This window comes from Allobosea sp. WAO, assembly GCF_001509835.1.
GTDB lineage: Bacteria > Pseudomonadota > Alphaproteobacteria > Rhizobiales > Beijerinckiaceae > Allobosea.
The window spans coordinates 179834-198036 of the sequence record NZ_JXTJ01000005.1 but is presented as its reverse complement, the minus strand read 5'-3'; the positions used below and the strand labels follow the sequence as shown (position 1 = coordinate 198036).

The window sequence follows — 18203 nt, the reverse complement described above, 5'->3', positions numbered from 1 at the left end:
GTCTGCGTGGCCGCGCCACCGCCGAACGAAACACTCGCAAAATCCGGGATCAAGCTCATCGGTCTCTCCCGTCGGTCCTGTCCCACCAATGATGGAAATGATGCACCGGTCCGTGGCCATGGCCAACCCTGACCTCGTCTGAGGCTGCGATCGCCGCCGAGATGTAGCGCTTAGCCAGCGCCACGGCTTCGTCGAGCGCGATGCCATGGGCGAGGCCGGAGGCGATGGCGGAGGAGAGCGTGCAGCCCGTTCCGTGAGTGTTCTGCGTCTCGATGCGCGGTGCGACGAAGCGCTGGCGCTGCCCACCCTTCGACACCAGCACATCGACGCTGTCCGCACCCGAAGCATGACCGCCCTTGACCAGGACATTCGCGGCGCCGAGCGCGGCGATTGCGCTACCCTGTTCGGCGGCAGCCTCCTCGGTTTCGGCCATGGCCGTGCCGAGCAGGGCGGCTGCCTCCGGCAGGTTCGGGGTTACCAGGGTGGCGAGCGGCAGGAGACGGCGCTTCAGCGCCTCGATCGCATCCTCCTGCAGCAGGCGCCCGCCGGAAGCCGCGATCATCACCGGATCGAGCACGATGTTGCGGGCGCCATGGCGCTCCAGCCCGTCGGCGACAGCCTCGATCAGCTCAGCGGTCGCCAGCATGCCGATCTTGACCGCGGCGACGTCGAGATCCTCGAAGACGGCATCGATCTGGGCGCCGACGAAATCGGCCGGAACCGGGTGGATCGCCCGCACGGCCTGCGTGTTCTGGGCCGTCAACGCGACGATCACGCTGGCGCCATAGACCTGATGCGCCGCAAAGGTCTTGAGATCGGCCTGGATTCCGGCCCCGCCGCTCGAATCCGAGCCAGCGATGGTGAGCGCGATCGGCATGGTCATTCCTTGTCCGCCTGTCCGGTGGATGTGGTGATCGCGAGCGCATCCTGCAGGACCGCGATCGCGTCGGAACCGGCGAAGACGAAGTTCTCGACACCGGCCTCGCGCAGGGAAGGCTCCAGCTCGCCGGGCCGTCCCGCCAGCCAGACGGTTGCTCCGGCTTCCGCGAGCGCCTTGGCGGCTTGGGTAGCTTCGGCCGCATAGGCTTCGTCCGAGCCGCAAAGGCATGCGAGCTTCGTGCCTGAGGCCTTGAAGGCCGCGGCAAGCGCCGCAAGATCGGTCGCGCCGTCCCGGGCAAAACCGTCGCCGGAAGGGGCGGCGATACCTCCTGCCTCGAACAGGTTGCGGGCGAAGCCGGCACGGGCGGTGAAAGCGGCGATGCCACCCAGCGTCGCCAGGAACACGGTCGGTCGCGCGCCTGTGGCTACCGCAATGTCGGACAGCGCCCGCAGCCCCTCATAGGGCTCGGCCAGCCGCAGGCTCGGCAGCGCCTCGATCCTGATCGGCGCATCGCTGCCGGCGCCGGCGGGCAGGGGTTTTGGTGGCGGCGCCAGGACATCGACCGCCGCCTCGGCGAGATTGGGGAACTCGCTCGTTCCGGTGATTGGCTCGCGGCGGGTCGCGATCGCCTTGGCCCGGTTTGCCCGCTCGCGTGCCAGCCCTTGCTGGACATGGCCATTGATGAGCGCGCCGACGATCCCTGAGACGCCGTCGCCGCTTTCGGCCTCGAGATCCTGGAACTTGCGCCAGCCCTGCTCGCCGAGCGCCTGGGTCAGCGCCTCGAACCCGCCGGCCCCCGCCGCTGGATCGGCGACGCGCCAGAGATTGGCCTCTTCGAGCAGGATCAGCTGGGTGTTGCGGGCGATACGCCGGGCGAAGGCATCGGGCAGGCCGAGCGCCGCGGTGAAGGGTTGGACGCCGATCGAGTCGGCGCCGCCGACCCCGGCTGAGAAGGCCGCGACCGTGCCACGCAGCAGATTGACGTGGGGATCGCGCCGCGTCAGCGAGCGCCAAGCCGTCTCGGCATGGATGAAAACGGGCTTGGGATCGAGGCCGCAGGCTTGCTGGACGCGGTCCCAGAGCAGGCGCGCGGCGCGCAGCTTGGCCACGGTCAGGAATTCGTCGGTGTCGGCTACGAGCGTAAAGGAGATGGAGTCGCGCGCTTCGGTGAGCGGCATGCCCTGCGCTTCGAGCAGGCGTAGATAGGTCACGGCGGTGGCGAGCACGGCGCCGAGTTCTTGCGCCTCGCTCGCGCCCGCCTCGTGCCAGGGGCGGCCATCGGCCGCGACGAAGGGGCCGCGAAAGCCGCGCGCCTTCAGCGTCTCGATCGTCTCGGCGAGGCGCTGCCCAAGCTCAGGCACCAAGACCGACAACGTGCCGGAGCTGGCGAGCGCGCCGACAGGGTCCATGCCGAAATCAATCTCGACCGCATCGCCGGCAAGACCGCGACTCTCGACGAGATCGGCCAGGAGCAGCGCATTGCTACGGCCGCCGGGAGCCGGATCGAGCCGCAGTCGGACGAGGTCGAACATCACGCCAGAAAGCGCGGCGTCGAGCTCCGCGACGGTCTTGGCCGCGAGCCCGAAGCCGCGCGCCGCGGCGGCGCCTACAAGGGAGAGGCTGAGACAGTCGGCACCGCCTTCGAGCTCCGCCAGGACCAACCGGTTGGCCTCTGCCGGTTCCGGGTGATCGACCCGTGCCGCCACGTGCCAGCGCCCCTGCTGCGGGCGCAGCGGCCGGGCCGCGCTGCCGGTCGCTGCCGTATAGAGCGGCTCGATGCGAATGCCGTCGGCGGTCCGCGCGACCAGCTTCTTCTCGAAATCGGCGCCTTTCAGAACTTTCTCGACGGCGCCGCGCCATTGCTCGCCGGCAGGCGTCGCGAAAGCCCCCATGAAGGGCAGGTCGGCAGGCGAGGTCGAGGTCATCAGCGCGAACTCCTGACGGTCGAGGGTGCGACCGTGAAGCTCTCATCGCCAAGCGACGCCATGAAGGCAAGTGCCGGGCCGTGACTCGGCCTTTCCGGTGTGCCGGGGCCGGATAGCAAAACGCCGCCCGAAGGGGCGGCGCTGCAGGCGATGCAAGGATAAGAATGCGGCTCAGACGAACTGGCCGAGCCCGGGGATAGCACCGACGATCGCACCCATGGTGTCCTCGCCGGCCTGCTCGCGGCCGACCGCGAACATCTCCTTCGAGACGCTCTGGATCTGGCCCATGGAGAGGCCCGCGCCCATCAGCTGGCCGCCGAGCGCCATGACGCCGCCGCCACCGCCCATCAGCCCGCCGATCGCGCCCATCAGCCCGCCCTTGGCGCCGCCTTCGGCCTCGGCGAGGTCCTGGGCGCCCGGCAGGGCCGCGAAGAGCTGACCGATCTCGGCCGCGGGACCTTCCTTCTGCAGGAAGGCGAGGATGATGCCGATAGCCTTCTTCGCCAGCGACTCGTCCAGGCCGGATGCGGCCATGATGCGGGAGATCAGTTCTTCCATCGTGCGATCCTCTCGTAGCGAGCCTATGGCGCTCTGAAGATAGTTTACACATAAACTATCTCAAGCGGAAGCGATCTTCATGCTTCCGCCCAACTTCTCGTTTCGCTACATCCGTTGCACGACCTTAAGGCAACGGAGCAGGCGCGACCATGGCGGATGACGGCACGATCCTGATCGGCAAGAGCGTGAAGCCGGAGGTGCTGCTGCTCAAGCTCGCCAACCGGCATGGACTCGTCACCGGCGCGACGGGCACCGGCAAGACGGTGACGCTGCAGGTCCTGGCCGAAGGCTTCGCCAATCATGGCGTCCCGGTCTTCGCCGCCGACATCAAGGGCGATCTTTCCGGCGTCGCGGCGCCCGGCGATTCGAAGCCGCCCTTCGTCAAGCGGGCCGAGGAGCTCGGGCTGAAATACCAGCCCGACCAGTTCACCACCGTGTTCTGGGACGTCTTTGGCGAGCAGGGGCACCCGGTGCGCGCCACCATCTCCGAAATGGGGCCGCTGCTGCTTTCCCGCCTGCTCGACCTCAACGACACGCAGGAGGGCGTGCTCAACATCGCCTTCCGCATCGCCGACGAGCAGAAGCTGCTGCTCCTCGACCTCAAGGATCTGCGCGCCGTCCTAGCCTTCATCGCCGAGAACGCCTCGGAGCTGACGACGAAGTACGGCAATGTCTCGACCCAGTCGGTCGGGGCGATCCAGCGCCAGCTTCTGGTGCTCGAGAACCAGAAGGGCGAGAAGTTCTTCGGCGAGCCGGGGCTCGAGATCAGCGATCTCATGAAGACCGACCGCGACGGGCGCGGTGTCATCAACATGCTCGCGGCCGACAAGCTGATGGCCAATCCCCGGCTCTACGCGACCTTCCTGCTCTGGCTGCTCTCCGAGCTGTTCGAGCAGCTGCCGGAGGTCGGCGATCTCGACAAGCCGAAGCTCGTCTTCTTCTTCGACGAGGCGCATTTGCTGTTCAACGGCGCTCCGAAGGCGCTGCTGACCGCGGTCGAGCAGGTGGTGCGCCTGATCCGCTCCAAGGGTGTCGGCGTCTATTTCGTCACCCAGAACCCGCTCGACATTCCCGACACCGTGCTCGCCCAGCTCGGCAACCGGGTGCAGCACGCGCTGCGCGCCTTCACCCCGCGCGACCAGAAGGCGGTGCGCGCCGCCGCCGAGACCTTCCGCCAGAATCCCAAGTTCAAGACGGAAGAGGCGATCACCCAGCTCGCCGTCGGCGAGGCGCTGACCTCGACGCTGGAAGGCAAGGGCACGCCGACCATGGTCGAGCGGACGCTGATCGCCCCGCCCATGGCGCAGGTCGGGCCGATCACCCCGCAGCAGCGCGCCCAGTGCATGCGCGACTCCGGATTCGCCGGAAAATACGACACGATGGTCGACCGCGAGTCGGCTTATGAGGAGCTGATGAAGCGCAAGGGGATGAACGCTGACGGTTCTGCCGTCGAGGCCTCGACCTCGGGCGGCGGCATCCTCGACACGATCGGCGACTGGTTCGGGGGGCAGACGGAGCGCCCGAAGACCGGCCCCGGCAGCCGTGGCGGGCGCCTGCCGCCGAGCATGGCCGAAAAGGTGATCACCTCGGCGGCGCGCTCGGCCGCGACCACAATCGGCCGCCAGGTCGGCAACGCCATCCTGCGCGGCGTGCTCGGCTCGATGATGGGCGGCGGCAAGCGCTGAGCCGGTTTTGCGCCACGGCGCTCCGCCCTCCGGGCGGGGCGGTGTTTACTGTCATGCCTTGGCGGCACTGGCGCATGGCGCCGGGCTGGTCATGATGGCGCCACCGGAATCAGCCCCAGTGAGCGCCATGTCCAAGCTGCCCGCCATTCTCTCCCGTCTCGATGCCGACCTCGACGCTTCGCTGGCCCGGCTCTCTTCCTGGCTCGAAATCCCCTCGATCGGGACCGATCCCGCCTTCGATACGCAGACGCGCCAGGCGGCCGAATGGCTCCGCCTCGATCTGGAGGGCCTCGGCTTCAAGGCAGAACTGCGCGAGACGGGCGGTCACCCCGTTGTGCTCGCCCACCGGCCGAAGCCCGGCGCGCCGCATGCGCTGTTCTACGGCCATTACGATGTCCAGCCGGTCGATCCGCTCGAACTCTGGGACAACGATCCGTTCAAGCCGGCGGTGAAGGAGATCGAACCGGGGCGGAAGGCGATCCTCGCGCGCGGCGCCTGCGACGACAAAGGTCAGGTCATGACTTTCATCGAGGCGATCCGCGCCACGCTCGCCGAGACCGGCGACCTGCCGATCGGCCTCACCATCTTGGTCGAGGGCGAGGAGGAGTCGGGCTCGGTCAACCTGCCGGGTTTCATCAAGGCTAATGCCGCCGAGCTGAAGGCCGATTTCGCGCTGGTCTGCGACACCGGCATGTGGGACCGCGACACGCCGCTGATCACCTCGACCCTGCGTGGCATGGTCTACCAGGAGGTGCGCCTGACCGCGGCCGATCGCGACCTGCATTCGGGCCTGTTCGGTGGCGCAGCGGCGAACCCGATCCATGTGCTGACCAGGATCGTCGCCGAGATCCATGACGAGACCGGCCGGATCACGATTCCCGGCTTCTATGACGGCGTGCACGAGCCGACCAATGCGCAGAAGGCCGAATGGGCCGATCTTGGCCTGACCGAGAAGGAGTTCCTCGGCCAGATCGGGTTGAAGCATTCGATCGGCGAGAAGGGCCGCCTGCTGATCGAGCAGATCCAGTCGCGCCCGACCTGCGACGTCAACGGCATCTGGGGCGGCTATACCGGCGAGGGCTCGAAGACCGTCATCCCGGCAAAGGCCTCGGCCAAGGTCTCCTTCCGCCTCGTCGGCGACCAGGACCCGGCCAAGATCGAGGCCGCCTTCCACCAGTTCGTGCGCGAGCGGCTGCCGGAGGATGTAACGGCCGAGTTCATTAGCCATTCCGGCTCGCCGGCGCTTGCAGTGCCGGTTGATTCTCCTGTGCTGCAGAAAGCGCGCAAGGCTCTCGCCGAGGAGTGGGGCGGCCGTGTCGTCTCGATCGGCAGCGGCGGCTCGATCCCGGTCGGCGGCGACTTCAAGCGCACGCTCGGGCTCGACACGCTCTTCGTCGGCTTCGGCCTCGACGACGACCGGGTGCATTCGCCGAACGAGAAATACGACCTCTCTTCCTTCCACAAGGGCCAGCGTTCCTGGGCCCGCATCCTGCAGGCGCTTGCCTCATGAAATCAGTCTGTGTCTTCTGCGGATCGAGCCCCGGCAATGATCCCGTTCATGCCGAGGGCGCGCGCGCCATGGGCGCAGAAATCGCCCGGCGCGGCCTCACACTCGTCTATGGCGGCGGCGCGGTCGGGCTGATGGGCACCGTCGCCGATGCGGCGCTTGCCGCCGGCGGCGAGGTCCATGGCGTGATCCCGCGGGCGCTGCGCGAGAAGGAGATCGGCCATAACGGGTTGACCCGGCTCGAGGTCGTCGAGACCATGCATATCCGCAAGGCCCGCATGGCCGAGCTATCGGACGGTTTCGTCGCCATGTCAGGCGGCATCGGCACCTTCGAGGAGATCTTCGAGATCTGGACCTGGGGCCAGCTCGGCATCCACGGCAAGCCGCTCGGCTTCTTCAACATTGCCGGCTTCTACGATCCGCTCGCCGCCTTCCTCGACAACACGGCGAGCGCCGGCTTCCTGCGCCAGGCTCATCGCGACATGGCGATGACTGAAAGCGATCCGGCGACCCTGCTCGACAGGATGGCGGCCTACAAGCCGCTGGCCCAGATCAAGTGGGTGGAGAAGGAGGAGACTTGAGCCGCCATTCTGGGTGATGTCAGAATAGGAATTTAGTCCTTGACATCGTGACGCTGATCGGCTAGAGATCGGGAACGCTCACGAATTGTGCGTGGGGCGAACGAAGCCGCCGCGCGAACAGCCGGCGGCTTTTGCACATCCGGCGCTGCAACCGCGACCAGGTCCGTCATTCCGGGGCGCCGCCCAGCGGCGAACCCGGAACCCATGAACACCACATTGCCTTGGAGAAACATGGCCCACTTGGGGCCCCTCGTTCCGAGGGCGGTGTTCATGGGTTCCGGGCTCAGGCCTCCGGCCCGCCCCGGAATAACGGCTTGGCGCAAAGGTTCCCGCGATGACCGACGATAGCGAAGACGACGCTCCGGTCCTGCCGGCGGCGAAGGGCAGGCGCGCGCCTCCCGGCCGCAAGGCGGTGATCGCCAAGCTCTGGAAGGCGGCGCAGAGGCAGCTCGCCGCCCATGAAGCGCATCTCGCGCAGCTGCCGGCCGGCAAGGCCGCGAGCGAGGCCGATGCCAAGACGCTGGCGACGCTGGCCCGCACCGTGCGCGAGCTGGTCGCGCTGGATTCCGTTACGGCGGGGGAGGAAGGAAAGGCCGAGGATGAACCCAGCCCCGCCGAAGGATTGCGCCGCGTCGGCGAGCTTCGCAGAGAGCTTGGACGCCGTCTTGCGGCGCTTGCCGCCGAGGAGGCGGGCGCGGCTGGTGCGCCGCCTCATGGAGACGGCCTCTCCTGAAGAACAGCAGATCATCCTGACGACCTGGGCCGCCTGGGCACGCCCGGACCAGTTCCCGGTCCTGCAGGAGGACTGGTTCAGCTGGCTGGTTCTCGGTGGCCGCGGCGCCGGCAAGACGCGGACCGGCGCCGAATGGGTGCGTGGGGCGGCGCTGGGGCGCTGGCCGTTCGCTGCGGCGCCGATCGGCCGCATCGCCCTGGTCGGCGAGACGCAGGGACAGGTCCGTGACGTGATGATCGAGGGCGTCTCCGGACTGCTGGCGATCCATCACCGCTGGGAGATGCCGGTCTGGTCGCCTTCGCGCCGCCGGCTCGAATGGAGCAATGGCGCGATCGCGCAGGTCTTCACCGCCGAGGACCCGGAAGGCCTGCGCGGTCCGCAATTCGGCGCCGCCTGGTCCGACGAGCTGGCGAAATGGCCGAACCTTCAGGAGACATGGGACATGCTGCAGCTCGGCTTGCGTCTCGGTGACCGGCCGCGTCAGGTGGTGACGACGACGCCGCGCCCGCTGCCCTTGATCAGGCGGCTGCTCGACGACCCCCGCGTTACGGTCAGCCGGGCCGCGACCAGCGCCAACCGCTTCAACCTGGCGCCGAGCTTCCTCGACAGCGTGAACCAAGCTTATGGCGGCACGCGGCTCGGCCGGCAGGAACTCGAAGGCGAGATCGTCGAGGAAAGCGCCGATGCGCTCTGGAGCCGGGCGCTGATCGAGGAAGTTCGCGAACGCGAGGCGCCGCCATTGGTGCGGATCGTCGTCGCGGTCGACCCGCCGGCTTCCTCCTCGAAGCGGGCCGATAGCTGCGGGCTGGTCGCTGCCGGGATCGACCGGGATGGCATCGGCCATGTGCTGGCGGACGCGACGCTTGCCGGCGCCAGGCCGCATGAATGGGCGCAAGGTGCCGTCGCGCTCTATCGTCGGCTCGAGGCCGATGCCCTCGTCGTCGAGGTCAACCAGGGCGGCGAGATGGCGGAAAGCGTCATCCGCGAGGTCGATCCTGGCGTGCCGGTGACGCCGGTCAGGGCTTCGCGCGGAAAATTCCTGAGGGCCGAGCCCGTGGCGGCGCTCTACGCGCAGGGCAGGGTCCGGCATGCCGGTGCGTTCCCGGCGCTGGAAGACGAGATGTGCGATTTTTGCCCGACCGGGTTGAGTTCGGGCCGCTCGCCCGACCGGCTCGATGCGCTGGTCTGGGCGCTCACGCATCTGATGCTGGGCCCGAAAGGCCGGCCGCGGGTGAGGGGGCTTTAGACCTACTTCCGAGGTCATCCCGGACAAGCCGCGAAGCGGCGCTGATCCGGGATCCATGCCTGAACTTCGTTCGGAAAGGCTCAGGAATGGATCCCGGGCGTCCCTGCGGTCGCCCGGAATGAATCGGGTGATGGATCGAGCTGCCTGGGCCGAGCCCGGGCGTGACCTGCTCTTCATAGCGAGAACCCCATGCTCAATTTTCTTCGCAGCCTGCGCGGCCTCGCTGCGCCGGAACACAAACGCTCGCGCATCGGGCCGCTGATCGCGCTTCACGAGGCCGGGCGCCCGGTCTGGACGCCGCGCGACTATGGCGCGCTGTCGCGGGAGGGCTATCAGCGCAACCCGGTGGTGCATCGCTGCGTCAGGCTGATCGCCGAGGCGGCGGCTCAGACGCCGCTGATCGCCAAGGTCGGCGGGCGCGAGGAGCCGGAGCATCCGGCGCTGGCGCTGATCGAGCGGCCCAATCCGCGCCAGGGCGGCATCGCCTTCCGCGAGACGCTCTTTGGCCATCTCGCCGTCGCCGGCAATGCCTATGTCGAGGCCGTCAGCATCGGCCGCGAGCCGCGCGAACTGCATGCGCTCCGGCCTGACCGGATGCGGGTCGTACCCGGACGCGACGGCTGGGCCGAGGCCTATGACTACACGGTCGGCGCGCGCACCATCCGCTTCCGGCAGGATGAGGGCAGCGTGCCGCCGATCCTGCACCTCTCCCAGTTTCACCCGGTCGACGACCATTACGGGCTGTCGCCGATCGAGGCTGCCGCCTGCTCGCTCGACGTCCACAATACCGCGGGTGCCTGGCACAAGGCGCTGCTCGACAATGCGGCGCGGCCCTCGGGCGCGCTGGTCTATGACGGGCCGGAAGGCGGCACGCTGACCGAGGCGCAGTTCGAGCGGCTGAAGCAGGAACTCGAGGATGGGTTCCAGGGCGCCCGCAATGCCGGCCGCCCTCTGCTGCTCGAAGGCGGGCTCGACTGGAAGCCGCTGTCCCTGTCGCCGGCCGAACTCGATTTCGTCGCCGCCAAGGGCGTCGCCGCGCGCGAGATCGCGCTCGCCTTCGGCGTGCCGCCCTTGCTGCTCGGCCTGCCCGGCGACAACACCCACGCCAATTTCGCCGAGGCCAACCGCGCCTTCTGGCGCCAGACGCTGATCCCGCTGGTCAGGCGTACCGCCCAGTCCCTGGCACAATGGCTCGGCCCGGCCTTCGGCGACGAGCTCACGCTGGAGCCCGATCTCGACGCGGTCGAGGCGCTCGCCGAGGAGCGGGAATCGCTCTGGCGGAGGGTCTCGGCCGCCGAATTCCTCAGCATCGACGAGAAGCGCGAGGCGGTCGGCTACGGCCGCCGGGAGGAGGCGTCATGAACCTCATTGAACAGGCGGCTGGAGGCATCGTCGCGCGCGGCGATCTCGGCCATCTCGCTCTGCTGCTCTGGGCCTTCTGCGCTTCGGCGCTCGCGCTTTTCGTGCTGCGCGAGCTCGTCGCCGCCAACCGGCGCTTCGACGATTTCGTGCGCGAGTTCGCCCGCTTCAACGCCCGCTACGAGGGAGACGAGACATGAGCAAGACCGGCGCGAAATCGCCGCCGCGGCCAGGGCCTGCCGGCAGCCGGCCCAACGCGGGAACGCGTGCGCCGCGCAAGGCGGGCCCGCCCCGCGAGGTCTTCGGGCGCTTCTTCGAGACGCTCGGCCGCCTCGACGGCGGCGTCCGCTCCGGCAAGGAGACGGCACGATGAGGCTCGCTCTCAGGACTGCCCAGCCGGTGCGGGAGGCGAAATTCCTGGCGCGGCCGCTGACGCGGATCGAACCCGACGGTGCCTTCGAGGGCTATGCCAGCCTGTTCCGCATCGCCGATCTCGGCAAGGACGTGGTCGAGCCCGGCGCCTTCCGCGAGAGCCTGGCACGTCGCGGGCCGGGCGGCGTCAAGCTGCTCTGGCAGCACGATCCGACCGAGCCGATCGGCCGCTGGATCGAGCTGCGCGAGGATACGCGCGGCCTCCACGTTCGCGGCCGGCTCTCGCTCGCCGTCGCCCGCGCCCGCGAGATTCACGCGCTGATGCGCGACGGCGCCATCGACGGGCTCTCGATCGGCTTCCGCTCCGAGCGGGCCCGCAACGATCCGCGCACCGGCCTGCGCCGGCTGGAGAAGGTCGATCTCTGGGAGATCTCGCTCGTCACCTTCCCCATGCAGCTGCAGGCCCGCGTCGCGATGGTGAAGGCGGCGCGCCCGCTTTCGCCGGCCTTCCTGCCCTGAACCCGCAACCACCCGCTCATTTCCGAGGACCAGCCATGCGAGGAGAAACCATGACCCCGAACCAGGCTCCCGAAACCAAGGCTACCGGCGAGATCGCGCTCGCCTATGAAGATCTGCGCTACACGCTCGAAGCCTATCGCGCCGCCAATGACGAGCGCCTTGCCGAACTCGAGACCCGCATGGGCGGCGACGTCGTGACCGGCGAGAAGCTGCTGCGTCTCGACGGCGCGCTCGACGAGACGCGCCGCCGCCTCGACCGGCTAACGCTCGATGCCCGCCGCCCGGCGCTGGGCGCTGGTGAGGAGCGCGACCCGGCAATCGCCGAGCACAAGGCCGCCTTCGCCTCCTATGTCCGCCATGGCGAGGCGGCCGGTCTGAAGCAGCTCGAGGGCAAGGCGCTTTCCGCGGGCTCGGGGCCGGACGGCGGCTATCTCGCGCCCTCGACCGTCGAGAGCGAGATTCTCAGGCGCCTGTCCGCCGTCTCGCCGATCCGCGCGCTGGCGACGGTGCGGACCATCTCCTCCGGCACCTACAAGAAGGCGTTCTCGACCACCGGCCCGGCCTCGGGCTGGGTGGCGGAGAGTGTCGCCCGGCCGCAGACCGGCACGCCCACTCTGGCCGAGCTCTCCTTCCCGGCGATGGAGCTCTACGCCATGCCGGCGGCGACGCAGACCCTGCTCGACGACGCCATTGTCGACATCGACCAGTGGATCGCCGAGGAGGTCGAGAGCGCCTTCGCCGAGCAGGAGGGCGCGGCCTTCGTCAATGGCGACGGCGTCGACAAGCCGAGGGGCTTCCTCGCTTATCCGACGGTCGCGGATGCAAGCTGGAGCTGGGGCAATATCGGCACGCTGAAGACCGGCGTCGCCGGCGCCTTCGCCGCCTCGAACCCGGCCGACATCCTGGTCGACCTCGTCTACACGCTGAAGGCCGGCTATCGCCAGAACGCCAGCTTCGTCATGAACCGTAAGACGCAGGCCGCCGTGCGCAAGTTCAAGGACACGACCGGCCAGTATCTCTGGCAGCCGCCGGCTGCGGCCGGGGCGCAGGCGACTTTGCTCGGCTTCCCGGTCGTCGAGGCCGAGGACATGCCGAACATCGCGACGGATGCGGTCTCGATCGCCTTCGGTGATTTCCGGCGCGGCTATCTCGTCGTCGACCGGGCCGGGGTGCGCATCCTGCGCGATCCCTATTCCGCCAAGCCGCATGTGCTGTTCTACACGACGAAGCGCGTCGGCGGCGGCGTCCAGGACTTCGCCGCGATCAAGGGGCTGAGGTTCTCCGCCTGAGGTGCGAGGCCGCAGAGCCTCGGCTCAGCGGCCGAACCACCAGCTGTAGCTGGCGCTCGGATTGGCGTCGCCGCGAGCTTGCTGCGGCCCGTCGCCGAAATTGAGCAGGCGAGCGCTGGCTTCGCTGATCCAGGCGCGGTGCTCGCTGATCGGGGTGATCGCGGTGAATCCGCCGCAGATCAGCCGTACCCGCGAGCTGAGCGGCCCGCTCGACCAGGAGACGATGCCGACGAGATCGCGCGAGCCCGGCGGGCCGCGAAGCACCGGGCCGCCGGAATCGCCGCGGCAGGCGCCGGCACCGGGGACCTCGCCGCGGTTCTCGGTGTCGACCGCGACCTTGACCGTGTTCGCCGTGGTGTAGTTGCCGGCATTGACCAAGGTCGCCTCGCGCAGAACTCGTGCTGTGCGCTTGTTGTTCTCCGAGGCCAGGCCAAAGCCGGCCATGGTCACCGTCTCGCCCTGCCAGAGGCCGCCGCCGAGGGTCAGCGGCTCGATATCGGCGGGCAGGGGGCTGGCGACGCGGATCAGCGCGAGGTCGGCGCCCGGCTGGGTGCGCGGCGTCGTGCCGGGCACGAAGGTCGGATGCGGCAGCACGGCGGCGACGGCGTGCGTGCGGCTGCGGAAGCGCCGGTCCAGGCTGATGACACGGACCGATCCACCGGTCATCAGGCAATGCGCCGCCGTCAGGATCAGCTCGGTCGAGATCACGGCGCCGGAGCAGAGCTCGCCGCGGCTGGTCTCGATCCGCAGGGTCGAGGCGCGCACGCCATCGGCCGAGCGCGACTTCACGCCGCCCACCACGGCCTCGGCCGGAGCGGCCTGCAGCGCTGCGGTGAGCAGGACGAGGGCCGCCACCAATGGGCGGCCGAAAAGGTTTGCGGTCGAGGTCGTTGCGGCCATGACGTCACTTTATGGTTTGCTGCGGCGCCGTCCAGTGCCCCTTCGTCGCGCCTGCCCCCGGCGGAGCCGGGGGGGTAAGCGAAATCCTGCTCCGGTCGGCTGCATTGCGTCCTAGCGTTTTGCCGTCCAATCGACGCTTTCGCCCCAGCCCGACAGGGTCCGGTCGATCCAGCTGCGCTGGGGGGCGACCAGAACGCCCTGGCTGAGCAGGCCGCATTGCTTGCCGGTGGGGCCGGTCGACCAGCTGGTGACGGCGACGATGCCGCCCTCGCTGTCGAGGATCGGGCCCCCGGAATCGCCCTGGCAGGCGCCGGCTGCCGGCCGCTTGCCGCCGCCGGCGGGATCGGCGGCCCAGATCAGGATCCGGCCCGGACCATAGGGTTCGACGGTCGCGAGCGCGGCGGAGCGATAGATGCCGGTGGTCCTTGCTTCGCCCTCGCGGGAGACGCCGTAGCCGGCGAGCGTGATCGCGGTGCCGGCGCGGGGCAGGGGTCCGTCGACCAGCGAAGCCGCCGAGAAGCGGGCCGGGAGCGGTGTCGCGAGGCGCACCAGCGCAAGGTCGATCGAGCGCTGCCGGGCCGCGACGGCCTTTGCGTTGAATTCTGGATGCAGTGTGATCGCCGCCGGTTCTATCAGGACGGGCTCGCCGCCCTCCCGCCAATGGATGCGCAGATCGGTTCGCCCATCGGCGCAATGCGCTGCGGTCAGGATGGCGCGGCGCGACAGCACGATACCGGTGCAGACGCCGCCGCGCGCGTTGAGGACCATCAGGGTGGAGCCGGCTTCCGGCCCGCCATCGCGTCCGCCGACGACCGCTGAGGCCGGCGAGGCCAGCAGCGCCGTCGCCGCTGCCGCCAGTCCGGCAAACCATTTCGCTGTGCCGCCGCGCATGGCGCCCTCCAGTTGGGGAGGGCGCTGGATAGCGCATCGGCCGCTCCGTTCAAACCCCGGAAAGGGAGAGGTCATGATCTCGGTCACCATGACGCCGCTCGCCATCGCGCCGCCTGCGATCGAGCCGGTCTCGCTGTCGGAAGCCAAGGATTTCCTGCGGCTCCTGGCCTCCGACGAGGACGAGTTGCTCGGCACGCTGATCACGGCGGCCCGCCTGATGGTCGAGGCGGCTTCGGGGCGGATGCTGATCGACCAGAGCTGGCGCCTCGTCCTCGACCGCTGGCCGGTCGGTGGGGAATTGCGCCTGCCGCTTTCACCGGTCGGCAGCATCATCGCCGCGCGGGTCTACGACGCTGCGGGCGGCGCGCAGGTCGTAGTCGCCTCCTCGCTTGTCCTGGTCGAGGGCACGGACCCGCCTGTCATCACGATCTCCGGGACCGTGCCTGTGCCGGGCCGCGACCGGGCTGCGATCGAGATCGATGTCGTCGCCGGTTTCGGGGCGACGCGCGATCTGGTGCCGGCGCCCCTGCGCCAAGCGGTGCTGCGGCTGGCCTGCCGCTGGTTCGAGCACCGCGGCGACGTGGTCAGCCGCGACGCGACGCATCTGCCGGTCGAGATCGCGGCGCTCGTCGCGCCCTATCGCCGCCTGAAGCTGTGAAGAAGCCGGCGATGAACGGAAGGTCGATGCGGAGTCCGGTCGGCACGATGCGCCGCCGCCTGCTGCTCGAGCGGCCGGTCGGCACGCCTGACGGGATCGGCGGCGAGACGCGGACCCATATCCTCGTCGCGGCCGTCTGGGCGCAAGTGGAGTGGCTGTCCGGCGAGGAACGCTGGCGCGCCGGACGCCCCGAGCAAGCGCTCAGCCATCGCATCAGCCTGCGCTGGCGGGCCGGAGTCGATGCCGGCCAGCGGCTGCGGGACGCGACGCAGGTCTTCGAGATCCGCGCCGTCGCGGACCCTGATGGCGCGCGGCGGCGCCTTGTATGCCTGGTGGAGGAGGTTCGTCCATGAGCGGAGCGGTCCTTGCCCTGCGCCGCGCCGTCCAAGCGCATCTGGCCGCGGATGCCGGCCTGACCGCTCTGATTGGCGCAGGGCGACTCTACGAGGAGCCGCCGCGCGCCGCGAAGGGCGTCTATCTCGTGCATGGCGAGGTCGAGGCCGACGACTGGTCGACCGGCAGCGACAGGGGCTGCGAGCAGCGCTTCGGCCTCGTCGTCTGGGCCGGCGAAAGCGCTTCCGCGCGCCAGGCGCTCGAGGCGGCCGCCGCGATTGTCGCCAGCCTGAGCGGCGCGCCGCTCGCGCTCGACGGACATCGCCTGATCAACCTGACCTGGCTGTCTTCACGGCTCGCCCGCGATGCAAGGAGCCAGCTTCCGACGGTGACGCTGCGCTTCCGCGCCGTCACCGAAACCCTTTGAGAACACCGGAAAGGAACAGCCGATGCCGGCCCAGAAAGGCAAGGACCTGCTGCTCAAGGCGGCTGACGCAGGCGGCAGCTTCGTCACCGTCGCCGGGCTGCGCGCCCGGCAGATCGCCTTCAATGCCGAGGCGGTCGACGTCACCCATGCCGAGTCGGCCGGGCGCTGGCGCGAATTGCTCGCGGGTGCCGGCATGCGCCGCGCCAGCATCAGCGGCACCGGCATTTTCAAGGACGAAGCTTCGGACGCACTGGTGCGGCAGATCTTCTTCGATGGCGCGATCCGCAACTGGCAGGTGGTAGTGCCCGATTTCGGGGTGATTGCCGGCCCGTTCCAGATCTCGACCCTGGAGTATCGCGGTGACCATGCCGCCGAGGTCACTTTCGAGCTGTCGCTGGAATCGGCCGGCCAGCTCGCCTTCACGCTCGCCTGAGGAGGCCCGGCATGGTCAATCGCTACCGGGGCGAGGTCGCCCTGATGGTCGAGGGCAGAGCGCTGCCCATGCGCCTGACGCTGGGCGCGCTCGCCGAGCTCGAGCATGCCTTCTCCGTCGAGAGCCTGCCCGCCCTCGGCGAGCGCTTCGCCACCGGCCAGCTGTCGTCCCGCGATATCGTCCGCATCCTCGGTGCCGGCCTGCGCGGAGGCGGGGGCGCGCTGTCAGACGACGCGGTGGCGCAACTCGCCTTCGACGGCGGGCTGAACGGCGCGATCGCGGCGGCGATCAACCTGCTCGACGCGACTTTCGCGCCCGCGGGCCAGGGCGAGTCCCCGCGCCCTCCGTCGCCGCCGGTGCCATAGGCGCGCCGGCGGCGACGTCTCCCTTTCCCTGGAGCGAGGTCATGACCTTCGGCCTCGGCCGCCTGCGCTGGCCGCCGGACGTGTTCTGGGCCGCGAGCCCGCGCGAGATCATTGCCGCCAGCGAGGCCTTTCGCGCCGCTCCGGCGTACGAGCCGCCGGCGCGCGGCACGCTCAAGGCCCTGATGCGCGACCACCCCGACAATCCCGGCGAGGCGGCTTCGGCCTAACCCGCCCCCAGAAAGGCGAAGCCATGCAGGATGAAGAGATCTCCTCCTTCGATACCTCCGGGCTCAAGTCGATGACCGGGCTCACCCAAGGCCTGACCAAGGCCTCCGAGGCTTTCGGCAAATCGATTACCGGCGCCTTCGCCAGGGGCGTCGTCGAGGGCCGGCGCTTCGAGGATGTGCTGCGCAGCGTCGGCCGGACATTCAGCGACAGTCTGCTGAAATCGGCGCTGAAGCCGCTGCAGAGCGGTCTCTCGGGCCTGCTTGGCTCCGGGCTGAAGAGCCTGGGCGGCCTCTTCTCCGGCGGGATCGGCGGCGCGGCGGCGCCGTCCGTCTCGGTCTTCGCCGATGGCGGCGTCGTCGCGGCCCCGTCCTATTTCGCCATGGGCCGCGGGCTCGGGCTGATGGGCGAGCGCGGCGCGGAAGCGATCTTGCCGCTCTCGCGGGGCCCCGATGGCAAGCTCGGCGTCCGGGCCGGTGGCGGGGAGGGGCGCCGGCCGGTCAACATCTCCGTCCAGGTCTCGACGCCCGACGCCGAGAGCTTCCGCCGCTCGGAGGCGCAGGTGTCGGCCGCGATCGCGCGGGCGGTGGCGCGAGGCAACCGGGCCCTCTGAGGCCCGCGCCGGTTCAGAGCCTTGCGCGCAGATTCCAAGTTGAAAGGAGGGCCGGCATGAGCGGCTTCCACGAAGTGCGCTTTCCGATCGAGATCGCGCGCGGCGCGCGCGGCGGCCCCGAGCGGCTGACCCAGGTGGTGACGCTGGCCTCCGGCCGGGAGATCCGCAACAGCCGCTGGGCGCATTCACGCCGGCGCTACGATGCCGGCTTCGGGATCCGCACGCTCGATGCGCTGGCGAACATCGTCGCCTTCTTCGAGGAGCGGCGCGGGAGGCTCTACGGCTTTCGCTGGCGCGACCGGCTGGACTGGAAGAGCTGCGCGCCTTCGGCCGAGCCGGCGGCGGGCGACCAGCAGATCGGCGTCGGCGACGGCGCGACCCGCGTCTTCCAGCTCGGCAAGCTCTATGGCGGCCTGCATGCGCCTTACGTCAGGCGGATCACCAAGCCGGTGCCCGGCTCGGTGCTCGTCGCGGTGAATGGCATCGTGCAGGAGCAGCCCAGCGCCGTCAGCTGCGACCACGCGACAGGCTCGCTGACGTTCGCAGTCGGGCATGCCCCTGTCGCGGGCGCACTCGTCAGCGCCGGCTTCGCCTTCGACGTGCCGGTGCGCTTCGACCTGGACATGATCGAGGTCGACCTCTCGGCCTTCGAGGCCGGTGACATCCCGAAGATTCCAATCGTCGAAATCGCTGACTGAGGCCTT

At 69.5% G+C, this 18203-nt stretch carries 23 protein-coding genes; 18 read left to right on the top strand and 5 right to left on the bottom strand.

Features of this window, described 5'->3' with window-relative positions:
* Positions 1-55: 55 nt before the first annotated feature.
* The 3 genes from thiD to DK26_RS09005 all read right to left on the bottom strand — a co-directional run bounded on the left by thiD (position 56) and on the right by DK26_RS09005 (position 3363).
* A complete protein-coding gene (thiD, locus tag DK26_RS09015) occupies positions 56-883 on the bottom strand; it encodes a bifunctional hydroxymethylpyrimidine kinase/phosphomethylpyrimidine kinase (RefSeq protein WP_066470769.1) in 828 nt (275 codons plus the stop codon).
* Positions 880-2805, bottom strand: a complete 1926-nt coding sequence (locus DK26_RS09010; RefSeq protein WP_248309912.1) for a methylmalonyl-CoA mutase subunit beta — start codon at positions 2803-2805, stop codon at positions 880-882. The genes thiD and DK26_RS09010 overlap by 4 nt, the downstream gene beginning before the upstream one ends.
* Positions 2806-2976: 171 nt before the next feature.
* Positions 2977-3363 carry a hypothetical protein gene (locus DK26_RS09005; RefSeq protein ID WP_066470768.1) on the bottom strand — a complete coding sequence of 129 codons (387 nt, stop codon included), beginning with the start codon at positions 3361-3363 and terminating at the stop codon, positions 2977-2979.
* 149 nt (positions 3364-3512) lie between these two features.
* Here DK26_RS09005 and DK26_RS09000 point away from each other — a divergent pair, with 149 nt between their 5' ends.
* From DK26_RS09000 to DK26_RS08960, 10 genes are all read left to right on the top strand, one after another.
* Positions 3513-5048, top strand: coding sequence for a helicase HerA-like domain-containing protein (locus DK26_RS09000; protein WP_066470763.1), 1536 nt, complete (start codon positions 3513-3515; stop codon positions 5046-5048).
* Positions 5049-5175: 127 nt separating this feature from the next.
* Positions 5176-6558, top strand: coding sequence for a M20/M25/M40 family metallo-hydrolase (locus DK26_RS08995; RefSeq protein ID WP_066470762.1), 1383 nt, complete (start codon positions 5176-5178; stop codon positions 6556-6558).
* A complete protein-coding gene (locus tag DK26_RS08990) occupies positions 6555-7136 on the top strand; it encodes a TIGR00730 family Rossman fold protein (protein ID WP_066470759.1) in 582 nt (193 codons plus the stop codon). Before DK26_RS08995 ends, DK26_RS08990 begins: the two co-directional genes overlap by 4 nt.
* Positions 7137-7470: 334 nt before the next feature.
* Complete coding sequence (locus DK26_RS08985; RefSeq protein ID WP_066470751.1) at positions 7471-7869, top strand: hypothetical protein; 399 nt, start codon at positions 7471-7473, stop codon at positions 7867-7869.
* A complete protein-coding gene (locus DK26_RS08980; RefSeq protein ID WP_248309911.1) occupies positions 7838-9115 on the top strand; it encodes a terminase family protein in 1278 nt (425 codons plus the stop codon). The genes DK26_RS08985 and DK26_RS08980 overlap by 32 nt, the downstream gene beginning before the upstream one ends.
* Before the next feature lie 189 nt (positions 9116-9304).
* Positions 9305-10477 (top strand): phage portal protein, encoded by a 1173-nt coding sequence (locus tag DK26_RS08975; RefSeq protein ID WP_066470748.1) that lies wholly within the window; start codon positions 9305-9307, stop codon positions 10475-10477.
* Positions 10474-10674: a hypothetical protein gene (locus tag DK26_RS08970; protein ID WP_066470745.1), complete on the top strand. Its 201-nt coding sequence runs from the start codon at positions 10474-10476 to the stop codon at positions 10672-10674. Before DK26_RS08975 ends, DK26_RS08970 begins: the two co-directional genes overlap by 4 nt.
* Complete coding sequence (locus DK26_RS28925; protein ID WP_157089591.1) at positions 10671-10847, top strand: hypothetical protein; 177 nt, start codon at positions 10671-10673, stop codon at positions 10845-10847. The genes DK26_RS08970 and DK26_RS28925 overlap by 4 nt, the downstream gene beginning before the upstream one ends.
* Positions 10844-11365 carry an HK97 family phage prohead protease gene (locus DK26_RS08965; protein WP_083533093.1) on the top strand — a complete coding sequence of 174 codons (522 nt, stop codon included), beginning with the start codon at positions 10844-10846 and terminating at the stop codon, positions 11363-11365. Before DK26_RS28925 ends, DK26_RS08965 begins: the two co-directional genes overlap by 4 nt.
* 50 nt (positions 11366-11415) lie before the next feature.
* On the top strand, positions 11416-12654 hold the full coding sequence (locus DK26_RS08960; RefSeq protein WP_066470741.1) for a phage major capsid protein: 1239 nt from the start codon (positions 11416-11418) through the stop codon (positions 12652-12654).
* A gap of 24 nt (positions 12655-12678) precedes the next feature.
* Here DK26_RS08960 and DK26_RS08955 read toward each other — a convergent pair whose 3' ends face one another.
* Positions 12679-13554, bottom strand: a complete 876-nt coding sequence (locus DK26_RS08955) for a trypsin-like serine protease (RefSeq protein WP_083533092.1) — start codon at positions 13552-13554, stop codon at positions 12679-12681.
* Between the two features lie 111 nt (positions 13555-13665).
* The gene (locus DK26_RS08950) at positions 13666-14445 is read right to left on the bottom strand and encodes a trypsin-like serine protease (protein ID WP_066470738.1); all 780 of its coding nucleotides are present in this window, start codon (positions 14443-14445) and stop codon (positions 13666-13668) included.
* 73 nt (positions 14446-14518) lie between these two features.
* Between DK26_RS08950 and DK26_RS08945 the strand changes: the two genes are divergently transcribed.
* The 8 genes from DK26_RS08945 to DK26_RS08910 are packed head-to-tail and all read left to right on the top strand — an operon-like array spanning position 14519 to position 18197.
* Positions 14519-15103 carry a hypothetical protein gene (locus DK26_RS08945; RefSeq protein WP_066470736.1) on the top strand — a complete coding sequence of 195 codons (585 nt, stop codon included), beginning with the start codon at positions 14519-14521 and terminating at the stop codon, positions 15101-15103.
* A 47-nt stretch (positions 15104-15150) separates the two neighbouring features.
* Positions 15151-15456 carry a phage head closure protein gene (locus tag DK26_RS08940; protein WP_248309910.1) on the top strand — a complete coding sequence of 102 codons (306 nt, stop codon included), beginning with the start codon at positions 15151-15153 and terminating at the stop codon, positions 15454-15456.
* Positions 15453-15863, top strand: coding sequence for a DUF3168 domain-containing protein (locus DK26_RS08935; RefSeq protein ID WP_066470734.1), 411 nt, complete (start codon positions 15453-15455; stop codon positions 15861-15863). Before DK26_RS08940 ends, DK26_RS08935 begins: the two co-directional genes overlap by 4 nt.
* A 22-nt stretch (positions 15864-15885) precedes the next feature.
* Complete coding sequence (locus DK26_RS08930; RefSeq protein WP_066470732.1) at positions 15886-16296, top strand: phage major tail protein, TP901-1 family; 411 nt, start codon at positions 15886-15888, stop codon at positions 16294-16296.
* Between the two features lie 11 nt (positions 16297-16307).
* Positions 16308-16661: a gene transfer agent family protein gene (locus DK26_RS08925; RefSeq protein WP_066470730.1), complete on the top strand. Its 354-nt coding sequence runs from the start codon at positions 16308-16310 to the stop codon at positions 16659-16661.
* A complete protein-coding gene (locus DK26_RS08920) occupies positions 16658-16888 on the top strand; it encodes a phage tail assembly chaperone (protein WP_066470856.1) in 231 nt (76 codons plus the stop codon). Before DK26_RS08925 ends, DK26_RS08920 begins: the two co-directional genes overlap by 4 nt.
* Positions 16889-16911: 23 nt before the next feature.
* Positions 16912-17499, top strand: a complete 588-nt coding sequence (locus DK26_RS08915; protein ID WP_083533088.1) for a phage tail tape measure protein — start codon at positions 16912-16914, stop codon at positions 17497-17499.
* A 56-nt stretch (positions 17500-17555) separates the two neighbouring features.
* On the top strand, positions 17556-18197 hold the full coding sequence (locus tag DK26_RS08910; RefSeq protein WP_066470729.1) for a DUF2460 domain-containing protein: 642 nt from the start codon (positions 17556-17558) through the stop codon (positions 18195-18197).
* Positions 18198-18203 lie beyond the last annotated feature (6 nt).

Bases quoted from the DNA above. Each gene is read 5' to 3' on its own strand.
- thiD (WP_066470769.1), bottom strand. From the start codon at position 883: ATGACCATGCCGATCGCGCTCACCATCGCTGGCTCGGATTCGAGCGGC.
- DK26_RS09010 (WP_248309912.1), bottom strand. From the start codon at position 2,805: ATGACCTCGACCTCGCCTGCCGACCTGCCCTTCATGGGGGCTTTCGCG.
- DK26_RS09005 (WP_066470768.1), bottom strand. From the start codon at position 3,363: ATGGAAGAACTGATCTCCCGCATCATGGCCGCATCCGGCCTGGACGAG.
- DK26_RS09000 (WP_066470763.1), top strand. From the start codon at position 3,513: ATGGCGGATGACGGCACGATCCTGATCGGCAAGAGCGTGAAGCCGGAG.
- DK26_RS08995 (WP_066470762.1), top strand. From the start codon at position 5,176: ATGTCCAAGCTGCCCGCCATTCTCTCCCGTCTCGATGCCGACCTCGAC.
- DK26_RS08990 (WP_066470759.1), top strand. From the start codon at position 6,555: ATGAAATCAGTCTGTGTCTTCTGCGGATCGAGCCCCGGCAATGATCCC.
- DK26_RS08985 (WP_066470751.1), top strand. From the start codon at position 7,471: ATGACCGACGATAGCGAAGACGACGCTCCGGTCCTGCCGGCGGCGAAG.
- DK26_RS08975 (WP_066470748.1), top strand. From the start codon at position 9,305: ATGCTCAATTTTCTTCGCAGCCTGCGCGGCCTCGCTGCGCCGGAACAC.
- DK26_RS08970 (WP_066470745.1), top strand. From the start codon at position 10,474: ATGAACCTCATTGAACAGGCGGCTGGAGGCATCGTCGCGCGCGGCGAT.
- DK26_RS28925 (WP_157089591.1), top strand. From the start codon at position 10,671: ATGAGCAAGACCGGCGCGAAATCGCCGCCGCGGCCAGGGCCTGCCGGC.
- DK26_RS08965 (WP_083533093.1), top strand. From the start codon at position 10,844: ATGAGGCTCGCTCTCAGGACTGCCCAGCCGGTGCGGGAGGCGAAATTC.
- DK26_RS08960 (WP_066470741.1), top strand. From the start codon at position 11,416: ATGACCCCGAACCAGGCTCCCGAAACCAAGGCTACCGGCGAGATCGCG.
- DK26_RS08955 (WP_083533092.1), bottom strand. From the start codon at position 13,554: ATGGCCGCAACGACCTCGACCGCAAACCTTTTCGGCCGCCCATTGGTG.
- DK26_RS08950 (WP_066470738.1), bottom strand. From the start codon at position 14,445: ATGCGCGGCGGCACAGCGAAATGGTTTGCCGGACTGGCGGCAGCGGCG.
- DK26_RS08945 (WP_066470736.1), top strand. From the start codon at position 14,519: ATGATCTCGGTCACCATGACGCCGCTCGCCATCGCGCCGCCTGCGATC.
- DK26_RS08940 (WP_248309910.1), top strand. From the start codon at position 15,151: ATGCGCCGCCGCCTGCTGCTCGAGCGGCCGGTCGGCACGCCTGACGGG.
- DK26_RS08935 (WP_066470734.1), top strand. From the start codon at position 15,453: ATGAGCGGAGCGGTCCTTGCCCTGCGCCGCGCCGTCCAAGCGCATCTG.
- DK26_RS08930 (WP_066470732.1), top strand. From the start codon at position 15,886: ATGCCGGCCCAGAAAGGCAAGGACCTGCTGCTCAAGGCGGCTGACGCA.
- DK26_RS08925 (WP_066470730.1), top strand. From the start codon at position 16,308: ATGGTCAATCGCTACCGGGGCGAGGTCGCCCTGATGGTCGAGGGCAGA.
- DK26_RS08915 (WP_083533088.1), top strand. From the start codon at position 16,912: ATGCAGGATGAAGAGATCTCCTCCTTCGATACCTCCGGGCTCAAGTCG.
- DK26_RS08910 (WP_066470729.1), top strand. From the start codon at position 17,556: ATGAGCGGCTTCCACGAAGTGCGCTTTCCGATCGAGATCGCGCGCGGC.